This is a genomic window from Gammaproteobacteria bacterium (genome assembly GCA_034522055.1).
Taxonomy (GTDB): Bacteria; Pseudomonadota; Gammaproteobacteria; order JAABTG01; family JAABTG01; genus JAABTG01.
Map to the genome: position 1 here is coordinate 296,997 of JAXHLS010000006.1, position 14,057 is coordinate 311,053.

General features: G+C 58.0%; 13 protein-coding genes and 1 pseudogene. 9 read left to right on the forward strand and 5 right to left on the reverse strand.

What is annotated here, in order from left to right:
• The first annotated feature begins 37 nt into the window (after positions 1-37).
• Complete coding sequence (locus U5S82_19965; protein ID MDZ7753854.1) at positions 38-328, forward strand: hypothetical protein; 291 nt, start codon at positions 38-40, stop codon at positions 326-328.
• Positions 329-850: 522 nt separating this feature from the next.
• Here the strand turns inward: U5S82_19965 and U5S82_19970 are convergent.
• Positions 851-1,546: a hypothetical protein gene (locus U5S82_19970; protein ID MDZ7753855.1), complete on the reverse strand. Its 696-nt coding sequence runs from the start codon at positions 1,544-1,546 to the stop codon at positions 851-853.
• 39 nt (positions 1,547-1,585) lie between these two features.
• Between U5S82_19970 and U5S82_19975 the strand changes: the two genes are divergently transcribed.
• The 6 genes from U5S82_19975 (at position 1,586) to U5S82_20000 (ending at position 6,599) form a co-directional block, all read left to right on the forward strand.
• Positions 1,586-2,275 (forward strand): SOS response-associated peptidase, encoded by a 690-nt coding sequence (locus U5S82_19975; GenBank protein MDZ7753856.1) that lies wholly within the window; start codon positions 1,586-1,588, stop codon positions 2,273-2,275.
• A gap of 551 nt (positions 2,276-2,826) precedes the next feature.
• Positions 2,827-3,417, forward strand: a complete 591-nt coding sequence (locus U5S82_19980) for a hypothetical protein (protein MDZ7753857.1) — start codon at positions 2,827-2,829, stop codon at positions 3,415-3,417.
• Positions 3,418-3,507: 90 nt separating this feature from the next.
• Positions 3,508-3,855 carry a hypothetical protein gene (locus tag U5S82_19985; GenBank protein ID MDZ7753858.1) on the forward strand — a complete coding sequence of 116 codons (348 nt, stop codon included), beginning with the start codon at positions 3,508-3,510 and terminating at the stop codon, positions 3,853-3,855.
• A 455-nt stretch (positions 3,856-4,310) separates the two neighbouring features.
• Positions 4,311-4,745 (forward strand): hypothetical protein, encoded by a 435-nt coding sequence (locus tag U5S82_19990; protein MDZ7753859.1) that lies wholly within the window; start codon positions 4,311-4,313, stop codon positions 4,743-4,745.
• 442 nt (positions 4,746-5,187) lie between these two features.
• Entirely contained in the window at positions 5,188-6,282 is a 1,095-nt protein-coding gene (locus tag U5S82_19995) for a tetratricopeptide repeat protein (GenBank protein ID MDZ7753860.1), read from the forward strand.
• On the forward strand, positions 6,279-6,599 hold the full coding sequence (locus tag U5S82_20000) for a hypothetical protein (protein MDZ7753861.1): 321 nt from the start codon (positions 6,279-6,281) through the stop codon (positions 6,597-6,599). Before U5S82_19995 ends, U5S82_20000 begins: the two co-directional genes overlap by 4 nt.
• Before the next feature lie 306 nt (positions 6,600-6,905).
• Here the strand turns inward: U5S82_20000 and istB are convergent.
• Positions 6,906-7,678: pseudogene (gene istB, locus U5S82_20005) on the reverse strand (IS21-like element helper ATPase IstB).
• A complete protein-coding gene (istA, locus tag U5S82_20010; protein MDZ7753862.1) occupies positions 7,675-9,189 on the reverse strand; it encodes an IS21 family transposase in 1,515 nt (504 codons plus the stop codon). The pseudogene istB and the gene istA overlap by 4 nt, the downstream one beginning before the upstream one ends.
• 790 nt (positions 9,190-9,979) lie before the next feature.
• Between istA and U5S82_20015 the strand changes: the two genes are divergently transcribed.
• Both U5S82_20015 and U5S82_20020 read left to right on the forward strand, forming a co-directional pair.
• The gene (locus U5S82_20015) at positions 9,980-10,171 is read left to right on the forward strand and encodes a hypothetical protein (GenBank protein MDZ7753863.1); all 192 of its coding nucleotides are present in this window, start codon (positions 9,980-9,982) and stop codon (positions 10,169-10,171) included.
• 675 nt (positions 10,172-10,846) lie between these two features.
• The gene (locus U5S82_20020) at positions 10,847-12,157 is read left to right on the forward strand and encodes a DUF3644 domain-containing protein (protein ID MDZ7753864.1); all 1,311 of its coding nucleotides are present in this window, start codon (positions 10,847-10,849) and stop codon (positions 12,155-12,157) included.
• Positions 12,158-12,329: 172 nt separating this feature from the next.
• On the opposite strand, the gene U5S82_20025 is transcribed toward U5S82_20020, so the two are convergent.
• Complete coding sequence (locus U5S82_20025; GenBank protein MDZ7753865.1) at positions 12,330-12,566, reverse strand: hypothetical protein; 237 nt, start codon at positions 12,564-12,566, stop codon at positions 12,330-12,332.
• Complete coding sequence (locus tag U5S82_20030; GenBank protein MDZ7753866.1) at positions 12,563-13,522, reverse strand: integrase arm-type DNA-binding domain-containing protein; 960 nt, start codon at positions 13,520-13,522, stop codon at positions 12,563-12,565. The genes U5S82_20025 and U5S82_20030 overlap by 4 nt, the downstream gene beginning before the upstream one ends.
• Positions 13,523-14,057: the final 535 nt, after the last annotated feature.

Sequence of the window (14,057 nt, forward strand, 5' to 3'; positions counted from 1 at the left end):
CCAAGGAGATAATTCACGGAAACGAGAGGTGTCGGCCATGATTCCTGAAGAAACCGCAGGTGTTCTTGCAGTCGCGCAAACCGCACTGCTGGGAACTGCTGTGTATTTTATATACAAGTTAATAAAAGGTTCGAGCACCAGAGAAACACGATTCTATTATCCGCGCCTCTGGAGCGCTGCGGCAGGAGGTATAGCAACATTCGTTACCGTGCGCACCGCTTTCCTTAGTTCTGAGACTTATCCATTATCTGTAGTGGTGCAATTGTGGATGGGAATATTCGTACCACTGGCGGAAGGCGCCATTATTTCGGGCATCGGCTACGAATAATTTAGAGGCCGTGCTGGGAAGGCCCGCGCAAAGCGTGTTGCCCGGAAAGAATGGAAGTAGGACATAGGAAGCGATACAGCGGGGGAGTCATCATGTTCGAGGCTTGTCCAAAATGCGGAAAAAAGAAGAACAAACTCCTGAAGTGCTCACACTGTGGTTTTCAGCACTCTAAAAGAGAGGCTCCATACCGTAAAAAGTACGCATCGGGAGCCGCCTCGAAAGATACTGGTTCATATGAGGAGAGAGGTAAACCCGTGAAGTCGAAGAAAAACCGAGGGAAGACAGGCTTAAGTTATACGAAGCAGGAGTTGATGCGTGAGATAAAGCGTCTGGAATCCCTGTTAGCTTCCAGGCATGCTACTGATATCTATAAGAGCAGAAGACGGCTAAGGACGCTAAAAATTGAATATACACATCGGATTTCGGGATATCGACGACCGCCACGGATCGTCTCGGGCGGCGGCACAGGACTAAAGCGGTAGAGAAGGTGTAAAAGTGGAAAGCAACGGTGTCCGGCTTGCCTCACAGGTACGCCATCAACATGGGGCATAGCTGGCTCTCATAGAGCGCCAGGGAGGCGGGTTTGTGAAAACAGTGTTTGAAGAACCTCAGCACTTGGCGGCTCACCTTGGAGGTATAGCGGAACACCGGGGTGCTCCAGTCGGGGCGAGCGGTCCCGTCTGTTGCCGCGGTCTGCCGGCGGTCCTGTTTGCGCAGGGCCTTCTCGTCCTCGACGCCGTGCTGACCCATGGTGCGGTGCACCAGCATGGCCACGAGGAGGGAAGTGATGATGGCCAGGCGCACCTGGTTGTCGATGGCCACGACACTGGCGCCCCAGGCCTTGGCCTGGCTGAAGTCGTTCTTCCAGGTATCGAAGCACTTCTCCTCTTCCCAGCGGCGGGAATACAGGAAGGCGACGAGGCCGGGCTCGAGGTCGAAATCGTTGGTGAGGAACTCCACGAGGCGGCCGCGCCGGGAGCGGAAGGTGACCAGCTGCCAGAAGGCCTGGGAGCTGCCCAGGGTGATACGCAAGTCCTTCACGATGCCTTCGTTGACGGCGATGTCGGCCACCGGCAGGGTCTCGGTGGAATCGATGCGCAGGTTCTTTTTCATGCGGGTCACCAGCGTCACGCCCAGGCCCTTCTTCTTCTGGTCCCAGAAGCGGGCGTCGATGAAGGCGCGGTCGACGAGCCACAGGGCCTTCCTGTGCCGGGTCATGGCGTGCGAATGCCTCATGTCCGATGGTAGTCTGACGCCATGTGCACCCGCTACATCACGCCAGACCAACGCGCGATAGAGAGCTATCTCTCTCACGTGCCGCCGTGGTGGCGACAGAGCTTCGATGTCCGGATCACCAACTTGGTTCCCGTTGTGCGAGCCACTGCAGACGGTGAGCGGGCCCTTGAGCAGATGTACTGGACGCTCCTGCCGCCGAAGTCTGACAAGAAGGCCTGGCGCATGCCGACGTGGAATCTGAGGGGCGAACGGCTCGAGGAGAGTCGGATGTATGCCTCACCTTTCAAATCCCGGCGCTGCGTGTTGCCGGCAGCCGGATTCTACGAGTGGCCCGAGGTCAACGGCGAGAAGCAGCGGCACTGCATCCGCCCAGCGGACGGCGGCATGTTCCTCTTCGCAGGTCTGTGGAACCCCTGGGCATCGAAGGACGGGACTGAGGAAGGCGCCACCGTGGGCATCATCACGACCGACGCCAACGAGTTCATGAGGCCGCTCCACAACACAGGCAAGAATCCGTATCGCATGCCGGTTATCGTCGACCCGCAGCTGGGGGACACTTGGATGTTCGGCGAGGTTGAGGATGCCAGAGAACTCGTTGGGCCGTGTCCGAACGAGTGGCTGCAGGCCTACCCCGTACCGCGCAACCTGGGGAACGAACCTGCGCAGATGGAGCCAGTCGGAGATGTGCTTCGTCCCGGAAGGAGTGCGTAGAAACTACGTTACCAAATGTGATCGCTTCTTCTAAAAGCGAAACTGTCGGAAAACTTTACAGTGGTTCGAGCCCTCCAGGACGCGAATTCCTGGATTGGCGCGCTTCTTCTATTGGCGAACCCTGCTGGGCCCTCGACGGGGGGATAGTCAGTCACTTTGCCCTGGATGTGGTGGCGAGTAGAATCTGCCTAACGCTTTCCAATGACGGTTAACGTCGCGGAGATCTCTCCGGTACATCAGCTGCTCCCAAGCGCTCTTGGCTATAGTAATCGCATGGAAGCCTTCCACCTTTCCCCATCCCCCGTCCTGCGGGGGATACCTGCCACACCTACAAGCTAGGCTGCCAAGAACATGAAGCCAGTGCGTTTTTTAAGGGGCGCCGGCGAGATGCGATGTCCGATGGAAGGGCGGAGCGTCTTGGATAGACGGAAACCTTTCGTGTTTAAACACGGGAACTTTGCTACCCCATGAACTACTAGGCTGCAGATTAAGTACACGGAGTATTGATGCAGATAACAGAACTGAAGACGGTGGCATAAAAAGAGGTTGCGATGAAAAACATCTGCTGGTTGATTCTAATATTTGTCACACTGCCAGCTTCGGCAATTGGAGAAGGCCTGGAAAAATCCTACGAAAAACACAACAGCAAAGACATGGCCGGATGGAAAAAAGATATGGCCGGATGGAAAGGTATTGTTTTTATTTGTTCTATCGATTCAAGTGATAAAGTTCTTGAAAAAATATGTCGTCGGGCAGAAACAGATATTGAGTTGTTAGCTGCAAGCAATAATGTGCCTCTGAAAGTCGTAGATGCAAATAAATTTGCACACGCCGTGTTTTTTGCGTCCGCAAATGATTTTATAATTCTTGAATATGAGCTAATGGCAACCCAAAGCAGAGGCAATTATGATGCGAAGGCTGTACATGCTCGCCTTACATTTGAAGCTTTCTATTTAAATGCAATAGAGAAAGACTCAAAACCTACTTCTACCAATAATATCCCCAGATCTGGCTATTTAGAGTTATGGTCGCGAAGCGTTATCGGTTCTGGTACGCCGAATGGTATTGTGGAGCCGTTTAGTAACGGTGCTGAAACGCATATTAAGAAAGCATTGATTTTGTATTTGAAGTACAGCAAGTAATGCCTAACAATCACATCAAATTCGCTCCCTTCGGTCGCCGAACGCTTGTACCTCGTGCCGTTTATGTGTGGCGTTAGCTGCTGATACCAAATGAGCAATTTCCGCTACCGCCTAAGAGAAACCGTAAGAATCTTAGCTGTGGGCGAAAATGATGTAAAGAATAGATTGGAGTTAGCCTGTAGCAAACATCTATTTATGGCCACTCCCTTTTTTGAGCCAGATCTTCCAGACTATTTTAAATTTAAATACGACAAAATAATTGAAAGTCTTACACAAAAGGAATGGGGTGTGCTAGAAATAAAAGGTGACAGACTTCGGGCCACATTACATAGAATGCATAAGAAAACGGCTTCAAATATCGCACTAGATATTTTGGTACTCTATATAGAATACGAAGAATATGTTCATGGCAATTTTCTACAGGAAAAAAGCAGCTAAACTGGTCAAGTTCGCCCGCTGCACGGGTTGGGGCCTCTGGTTAGCTGCCTTTCCTTACCTATCTCGTTAGGCGAATAAAGCGATCAGCGGGCTTTAAAACGATGCTAATTGAGCTTGGGCCCCAGAAGATTTCTGCGATAATTGGCGCTGTTATGGTACTGACTAGCTGCGGTGATCCCGGTCCTCCCGAAGACGAGGCATATAATGTTGGTTATGACATGGGTCTTGCCGATGAATGCAGTCATCGCGGGGTTTTAAAACAACCAATGCCTTCGGCATACGGTGATTCTTTAGATGAGGGTAAAATGGCGTCAGCCTTTCAAAGAGGATATTGGGCAGCACGAAATGAGACACGGCCATGCAAATGAAGCCAATGTACAATGTGCAGTTATCGCCTAAACAGGCGCTCCATTCGCGTAAATGAGCTTGGTCGTTAAGGAAGAATGATAATTAGCATGGATCTCAAATCAAAGTCTGTCGAGTTCCAGATTCCTATTGACCATTTTCGTGGATCTTATGCATGGGGCGTAGGAGCAAGGGAGAGTTTCCTGAATAACCTTGCGCTGCACCTTCGGGGTACGATAACTAGTGGCCCAACGCTGGTAGGAAAGATCGCGATAATAGATATTGAAGCACTAAAGGGAGAGGAGCCCAGCTCTTATGATAAAGAGTGGTTTAATGAAACAGTGGCCATAGGTCAAGTGAATGTTGGCGGGAATACCTTGCGCGTACACGCTAATGTTGCACGCTCCGGCATCCAATTCATGCTTAATCTTCTTAATTCATCTAAAGAAGCAGAGTTGGTGATGACTTGTCTTCCGTTGGAAGATAATGGCTTCGGGGGCCAGAAAAGCGACTTACTGAGAATATCTCTAGATTTAGGACGGTAGGAAACAGATCTAACAGCCACCTCCAACGTGACGCGGCATCGCTGCTCGCTTGAGGAGAGGCTTTAGGGCTCGCTTCTCCCAATACCGAAACGAGGTGACCTCACGTCCTTGAATTCGTCCCAACCTCCGGGCAACCGTTCCAGGATCGCGTCAGTCCGGACGACAACAGATATTGCCTTGATCAATACAGGCATGGACACTCCTTGCTTGCCGGCTTTGAGAATTCCGACAGCCAGGTAGAGAGCAGGCAAGCGGGCCTTGCGGTTGGACGCCGCCCGTCGAAGAAACAACCGCGCTCCGGTATCATGCGGCCGTCGTCATCATGCACGACCGGCGCCTCGTGCAAGGGCAGGTATTGCCCGGCAGTCAATACATTTCAGATCGCTCGGGTGCCGGTGACGATTCACATGACCGACCGATTACCCAGCATTCAACGAGTCCAATGAATAGCCCTAAAGCCCCGGAAATCCTTCAGATCCCCGTCGCCGAATTCGATGTATCCACGCTGCCCGCGAATGCGCGCACGCCCGGCACGGAGGCGTTCGAGCAGGCTGTGCTGACCTACTTGGCGCTCAGGTATGCCGAGCGGGGATGGGCCGCGGCCGTAACAGTGGACGATGGGTACATCCGGGTGGTCGCCGTCCCTGAGCAGGGGGTGGAGCCGAAGCACTATGTGATCGGCCTGTTGCAGCATGGCTTCCTCGAGGACGCCCTGCCGATGCTCGAGGCGCTGTACGGCATGCTCGATGACCCGGACATCGCCTACAACTACGGCATCTGCCTCAGCGAACTCGGCCGCACCGATGAATGCATCGAGCCGCTTAAGCATTGCCTTCGACTCGACCCCACCTACGCGCATTCGGCCGTGGGTCTTGGGGTGGCCTATGCACGAAGCGGACGCGACGAGGAGGCCGCAGAGACCCTGCGCAACGCGCTGGAGCTGCAACCGGGCGATGCGTTCGCGCTGCGCAACCTCGCCGCGGTTCTGGGCCGGCAGGGCAAGCTGGCCGAGGCGTTGCCGTTGTTTCGTCAGGCGGTCGCCGCCGCACCGGACCAGCCGGAAGCGCTTTACAACCTGGCCCAGTGTCTCGAGCAGCTGGGTGGCGGCCACCGCGGTGAGGCGGAGGCTTTGTACAAGAAGCTGATTCAGAAGTTTCCGCAACACGCGGTCGGCGATGCCGCCATCAAGGCCGCGAACCGCATGTCCAACGAAGACCTGCACCGTGCGGTCGATGGCAAGCCGCGGCCTGATGCGATCCAGTACATGCTGGGCGCCATGGAGACCTTTGCGAAGCTGCCACGTGAAAAGAGCGGAGAGGTGGTAATGGAGATCGCCAAGCTCGGGCAATCCGGCCTTTCGATTAATGAACCGGGCAAGCGACACACGCTGCAAGCCCTGCCGGGGGACTACTCCGGCTTGCAGCTGCTGTGCCTGATGCACGTCGGCTTCCGGCTTTTCGATCCCAATACCGATCCGGGTACCGGACTGCAGCGGGAGTACGAAATCGCCAAGGGCATGCAAAGCAAGCCGAAATGAGCGCTATCCCGAAGCCCTACCTCGAGATTATCGAACCGCTGATGGGGGCGGCCAGGGGCTTCCTTGAACAGGGTGAGTCGCTGGTCCCGTTCGCCTTTGTCGGCACCTTGAGCACGCAACAGGTACACCCGGTGAAAATGGATGCAACGAGCGAGGCGTGCAAGGATGCCTCGGCGCGGGAGATCCGCGCGCTTGCCCACACTTATGCGGCCGACTTCGTGTTCGTGATCATGGAAGCGTGGTCGTTGCCGCCGAAAAAAGCCGCGCGCATCGACGACATCCTGGACCGCTACGGCTCGATCGGCGCCTCATGTTAGCGGCTGAGTAAATCCGCGCATAAATGGCGAAGGTCGCAGTCGCGGGTTCAGGCGGCGTGACTCGGCCTCAGCGCGGATAGGTCGCCTCGACTCAAGCCAGGTCACGCCGCCGGGGTGGGCTTAAGAGTCGGCTCAGAAGATCAAGTCATCGTCGTCGACTTCAAAGGTCGTTATGCGGTCTTGTTGCATGAGTTCGACCAGCTGCCGATCGTATCGGCTCCAGATGGCATCGCGGAGTTCGTCGATAAAGTCATCAGATCGCCAATGCCTGCTCTGGTGTCCAGTCGTCCGGTATCGGGGGATGGGTCATGGTTGGGCTCCTTTGTTGGATTTGGCTGCGGATTGGCGCCGCTGCGCCTGTTGCTGCTGTCGCTCCTTGGCCTCCTTGAGCCGGTAGGATTCACCTTCGATAGTGAGGATCTCGGAGCGGTGTACCAGCCGGTCCACGAGGGAGACCACGCAGGAGGCGTTGGGAAAGACTTCACCCCATTCGGCGAAGGGTCGGTTGGTGGTGACCAGGGTGGATTTCTCCTCGTAGCGGCGGGAGACGATCTCGAACAGCAGATCGGCATGGCGATTGGAGTAGGCGAGATACCCCACCTCGTCGACCGCTAGCAGTTGAGGGCGGGCGTAGCGGGCGAGGCGCCGCTTGAGGGCGCTGTCGCCATCCTGGGCGGCCAAGTCATTGAGCATCTGGCCGGCGCTGGTAAAGAGGACGCTGTGGCCGGCCAGCACCGCTTGATGGGCGATGTTGCGGGCCAGGGTGGATTTGCCGACCCCGTTGGGTCCCACCAGGATGATATTGACCGCCTCGGTAAGGAAGTCGAGGCGCATCAGCTCACTGACCAGTTCCCGGTCGCAACGGCTGGGCCAGCCCCAGTCGAAGTCGGCCAGGGGTTTGAAGCGGCCCAGCCGCGCCCCTTCATGCGCCGCTCGAGGCTGCGGTCGGCACGTTCTTCCTCTTCCCACTGGATCAGGGACTCGACCCAGCCAGCGTCGGCGTGCTCCTCCCAATGGCTCAGCAGGCCATGGAGCTTGAGGGCCGTGGCCCGTTCTTTCAGGGATGGGTTAGGGATCATTGGGGCTCCTCCTGGGCGTCGTCTTCGGCTTCGGGCGGGGTGGACTGCAAGGCGTCGTAGCCGCCCAGATCATGGGTGCGTACCACCAGCCCCCTGGCGCGCGCGTGGTCGATGCGCACTCCCACCCGGGGCGGCTGGTTTCTCGCCTCGCGCCTCCGCTGCAGGGCGATGCGCACGCCGTTGGGGTGAGCGACCCCGTGGGCCAGGCTCTCCTGGATGGCCGCTTCCAGCTCGGGGGCGCCGTAGGCATCGAGGAGGCGCAGCAGGGCGGCGGTGATGGCGCCGAGGTTGTCGCCACGCTCAGCGGCCTGTATGAGTAACTGCCGGCTGGCCGGTGCGGCCTGGGCCAGGTGGTCCTGGCCGCGATGATGCCGGGCCTGGCGTTTGATCTGGACCAGTGCCTCGATGTGTTCCGGCTGTTCGATCTGCCGGCCCTTGTCGTAGCTGCGCGGGTGGCGGGCGATGACGTCTCCGCCGTCGAGGATCCGCACCTCGGTGGGTGAGGCCGAGACGGTGAGGGTGCGGCGCACATGGGTGTGGGGCACGCTGTAGTCGTTGCCCTCGAAGCGCGCGTAAGGGGTCTTGCCGATGTGGACCTCGACCCGCTCGTCGGTGGGATAGGGGTTATCGGGCAGCGCCAGCAGGGGCTCCTGCTCGAAGGCCTGGCGCACCGAGAGGGCACGGTCCTCCGGGCAGGGCCGGTCCATGGCCCAGCCGTTGCACCAGGCCTCGGCCTGGGCATTGAGGTCATCGATGTCGGTCCATTGGCGGGCCGGCCAGAAATTATCGCGTATCGTGCGGATGGCGCGTTCCACCCGCCCCTTCTCGTTGCCCCGGGCCACCGCCACCGGACGGGGCTCGAAGCGGTAGTGGGCGGCGAACTCGAGCAAGGTGGGATGGAAGCGGATGGCCTCACCCTGGCGCTCCAGCACGGCGCTTTTGAGGTTGTCGTAGAGCAGGACCTTGGGCAGGCCGTTCGAGGCGGTGAAGGCCGCCTCATGGCCCCGCAGGAAGTTGGCCATCTTGGCATCGAGGAAGAAGCGCAAAAAAATGCGCCGGGAGTAGCTGAGCACCATGACAAAGGCCATCAGGGCATGGGTTGCGCGGCCGATGGTGAGCTTGCCGAAATGGCCCCAGTCGATCTGTCCCTGGTCGCCGGGCAGGGTCTTCAGGCGCAGAAAGGCCTCGGGCCGGGGGCGTGGCCGGTAACAGGCGAGCTGATGGCGGAAGTGGTCGGGGCCGCCGGGGTAGCCCCGTTCACGCACCATGCCGTAGAGGCGGCTGGCGGTGAGCGTGGGGAACTGGGCCAGGGTGTCGGTGATGAACGGCAGATAAGGATCGATCATCGACGGCTGCGCAGCCCGCTCGACCTTCGGCATGCCGGCCTGGGAGAGCACCCGATTGACGACGTTGTGGTGTACGCCCAACTGGCTGGCAATGGTGCCCACCCGCCACTTCTCGACGTAGTGATAGCGCAGGATCTGCGCCTCTTGTTCTTTGCTGATGGCCAATGCGTTTCTCCTCATCTCGTGGCCGGCCGGCTCAAGGGGGCTGAGCCCGGGCGCCTGGTGGCCCCTGTCGGGTGACTGTTCCAAGCGCAGCAGCGGCGGTGGCGCGATGAAGCGGGCCGGTACGCAGGAAAGGTCCGCACTCACGGCCGCAGAAGTGGCAGCGAATGGGCGCCATCATCGGCGCGCCATCCGCACCGCGGCGGCCAGCCGGCCTCGCCGGAACGGGGGGTAGTGGATCATGAGGGGGCGGGGCCGGGGAACCCTGATGCGTCACTTTCTGCCTTCTCGCCCGGTAGCGGCGTTGCCGCTCGGCATGCTTGTGCCGGCCCTGGCGGCTCTGCTGGTAGCGCCAGCCGGCGGCCCGCAGAGACGCGCTTCGTGCCACCTGCGCACACCCCTCAGGGCAATAGATGTTGCCGCGGTCACAGCCGCTGCAGATCATCACTTGACGGTGACAACGGGCGCAGTTGTACAGGCGTGCAGAGTTCTCCATCGGCGATCCAGGCCGATGAGGACTTGATTGTCAGGGGAAAACGAGAAATAGTGTGCGGGCTCGTGCTCTGCACGGCCCGGGGTGCGATACCGGGATCGACGGCCAAGTCAATTAGACCCGGTATCGCACCTGTCTCAACGGCCCCTCTTCATCTACCCGATTCCGGCACTCTTGTCACCGGTTGCTCGCGGCCGCCCGCCTGCCGGCTCAGCGACTGATTGGCCTACCAATCAATCCTTCGCCAGATATGCGCGGGTTTTTACAGCCAGCTACACCTCACCGTACCGGATCGATGTGGTGACGTTCTCGCTCGAAACCCGGCACGGCATCTGGGTGGCCCAGGCGCCCATCAAGCCGAAGGGCGTCTCAAAGAAGCGGCGGACCTTCGCCATGCCGGAATTCCGGCTATTCACCGAGGCAGAAGGGCGGTTCGTGGATCTATTGCCGGAGAAGGACGGGGAGAACAGAGCGGCGGGCGGGCTGCATTAGGCCGCTGCGACCATGGCGTAGGCGGTACACTGGGGATCATTGCCGAAGGCGCCGAGCACCAGCGCGCTATAAATGCGCCGTTGCAGGAGATCGGCCGACACCGGGCGCGTACGGCGCGGTAGTAGCCGTTGGCGCAGTTCTCCACCGCGGATCTGCCCAGTTCAGCCGCCGAGCGGCGGGGATGTCCCACTCGCTGCGCCGCAGGCTCGCCATTTCGGGTGGGTCGACAGGCGGGGATATTCGCAGCATAGTGTGCATGACTCCGGTAAGGTTGGTCGCTCAGGTGCTTTTACCTGCGGTAACAGCATGCCGATATAAACCTGAGGCGATCAGGAGGATAGGCAAGCAAGCATCTCGGAGGCAGAAGGAATCCCGTTCTCTTTTTGGGTCGGTTCTTCTATGACCGAAACCGTCTCCCGGCGGGCTCGTCGGCTAAAATCGCTTTTCAGGACGGAGCGCCCCATTTCCAGATAGAACGTTTCGTTACAACCGCCATGTCTTAGCTCAGTGTTCTGAACAACGGCCGATCACAGTATTTGTATCGCCGAAGTGATTTGCTATTAGGTAATCGATGAAGTGTTTCTATTAAAGTTTATGAGCACCCCAAACAACGGCGGGGATAGCTACGGTGCACAACGCAAGGACGTTCTCGAAAGACGTTAGGTGCCAACAAGTATGGCTAAGCCGAGAAGAACTCATCAGGCATTTCTTGCTTTACTGCAAGGAAAAGAGGCAAAGGGCCTCGCAGTCACTACTGCCGAAATCTTGGCCGCGACAGAATGGAAAGCGGTGTCGCTTGAGACCTACGTCAATAAGGGTCAGCTATCCGAGTATTTAAGCCAAATCGATGAAGGAAAATTCGCGGTCGCTAACACGTTGGCAGTCGACCCGCTTACCTTTAGTCGCAAGCTCTCTCAGAGCAAGCACCGCCGTGAACTGGGCTTTAACTGCAAATCCGGACTCGCAAAGGCCTTACTGAAGAAATCACGCGACAACATGATCTTGGCGCTCGAATTATACAACCGGCCTTCGCTGGAGAACCGACTTGACTCTTTCGTCCTTTGTTTCTGTGTTGCGTGGGAACAGCTTTTGAAGGCGATCATCATAGAACGTGATGGAGAGGGATCGATATTCAAGACCAGCACTAGGTCAGGGGCAATCCGAGAAACGATTTCTCTCCGAGAATGTTTGAATAGGCAATATAAGGAAAATAGCCCTATCCGCAAGAACGTCGCGCGAATTACTTATTACCGCGATCAGGCTGTCCATTTACTTATGCCAGAAGTTCAGGGAATAATGTCGCGTATATTTCAGTCGGGGATCATGAACTACAGTACGGCGTTCCAAAAGTTTTCCGAGCAGCAGTTTCTACCAACATCGCAAGCGGGGATGCTTTCCATAGTCGGCGATTTGGGCAGTTCATCGAATGCGGCAATTATCGCGAAGTACGGACAAGCGGTGGGGAAGGAGCTGATATCGATATCAGAGGCTCTGGAATCGGAAGCCAAGAATGTGGACGATATACAGTTTGCAATTCCTCTCAATGTAAAGCTGGTGTTCGCAACAGATGATGATCAGGGCAACATGGTTACGCTCTCGAAAGCAGAAGCAGGCATGGAAGGTCTCGCGAACGCCATCGTCGTGGAGAAACCAGTCGACCGTAGCAAAACGCATCCATTTCGGGCTACCGACGCGGTTAAGGAGATTAATCGACGACTAAAGGAGCGGTACAGCGAAGACGTTTTGAGAGAATACTTAAAGGCTGGCAAGGCCAAGCCTGACCGTACGAGCATAAATGAATTCGATTTTCGAGCGCTTGCCTACAAACTAAAATGGCGAAACAGCAACAACTCTGAACACTACCTGCACAAGAACCCGGAGACACGGTACTATTCCGACTCGGCAGTAGAGAAGTGCATCGAAAAGATCATGAATACTAAGGGTTTCCTCGGTAGCGCGCGGGCCAGTGCTAGTGCAAAGAAATAGTCGCGCATAACCAGACGCGGAACGTCACTCAATTCCATGGCCTACATCAGGCTTTCAATTCGCTATGCGATCCGCCAACTGAAGAATATTCTCTTCTAGCGCTGGCTTACGTAAGCGCCGCGTGATTGTGGGTGAATATGGAGCCACCCAAGTACAGTGAACGGGGACGCTTTCAAGCGTCCGTGCACCACCCCGCCCACGCCTTCATCAGCTCCCGACGGCGCTCCAATAGGTCTCCCCGCTGGTAGGCCGCCTCGGTCTTGCTGTCCAGCACGTGGGCCAGGGCCGCCTCGGCGAGTTCGCGGGGGTAGTTGGTGTGCTCGGCGGCCCAGTCCCGAAAGGTGGACCGGAAGCCGTGGACGGTGATGTCGGTGCGCTCCAGGCGCCGTAACACGGCTGTCAGGGTCATGTTGCTGAGCGGCCGGCCGCGTTTTGACCCGGGAAGACGTAGGGTTCCTCTTCTATATGGGGCAGGCCCTCCAGGAGCGTCACGGCATCCTCGGGGAGTGGCACTCGGTGAGGGCGGTTGGCCTTCATGCGTTCGGCCGGGATGGTCCAGACCTTCTGGTCGAGGTCGACCTCATCCCACCGGGCGCCAAGTACCTCCCCCGAGCGGCAGGCGGTCAGGATGGTGAACTCCAGTGCCTGGGCTCCGAGGCCGTCCTGGGCGCGGAGCAGGGCCATGAAGTCGGCCATCTCGGCCCAGGGCAGGGCCGCGAAGTGCTTCACCCGCTTCACCTTGCTCACCTTCGGGAGCAGGTGGTCGAGGTGGCCTCGCCAGCGGGCCGGATTGGGGCCCGTGCGTTGCTCCAGGGCGATGGCATAGTCCAGGACCGCCTCGATGCGCTGGCGTACGCGTGAGGCCGTCTCCGGCTTCTCTGTCCAGATGGGCTTCAGGACATTGACGACCGCGTCCGTGTCCACCTGGGAAACGTCCAGGTCACCGAGGGTGGGAAAGGCGTAGCGCTCCAGGGTCGAGGTCCACTGGGCGGCGTGCTTGGCGTTGCGCCAGCCGTGCTGCTTTGATTCGATGAGCGCGGTTGCTGCGGCGAGGAAGGTGGCCCGCTTCCGTGCCCTGTGCTTTCCTCTGGCCTCCAGGGGGTCAACCTGATCCACCAGGTGAGCCCGCTGCTCTTCGGCCTTCTTGCGGGCCGTGGCGAGGTCGATGGTGGGGTAGGGGCCGAGCCCCATGTCCCGGCGCCTGCCGTTCAACATGTAGCGCAGGGTCCAACTCTTGGTGCCGGAGGGCTGGACCACCAGGTAGAGCCCGCGGCCGTCGGCATGATAGCCTCGCTTGGCGGTCTTGACCTTGGCGGCGCTCAGCCAGTAGGCCCCACTCCGCTTGGGGCGTCGTGTCTCTGTCATCCCATCAAAACGGTCGAATCGTCGTGGCAGGCTTAGCATGTTTCGGTCTTAGCCCAGTTCAGCGCACCTTGGACCGGAACGGCGGCCAGCGGGCGGCGAGGTTGGCAGGATCCGGCCGGACGGGTTGGATGCTGTGGGCAAGGGCGGGGAGGACGGGTGGTATTTGGTGCAAAAAGGGTGCACCAACCTGCTCAAACAGTCTTAAACGAACACAAACGCCAGTCTAGTGAAGTGACCTTAAGCTATTGTTTTAAGGGAGAATATGCAGCCTTTCGTTTGTGCTGATTTGAGTCCAGGGGGGACTTGAAAACCGGCGACGGGCGACCGTCCGTGGGTTCGAATCCCACCCTCTCCGCCATTTGCAATGTGGGCCCGTGAGCTCTTTCCTTTTCTGTGCTATTCCGCGGGTGAAGTGCCTGCACTAATCGATCCTCTCGGGCGCTATTCGCCGCCATGATCGGCAACGCAGGCATCCGTAACGCGTTGTAATCTTAAGAGTGTCAGGGAAAGTGGATTGTGTTAAGTTGATTTTGCA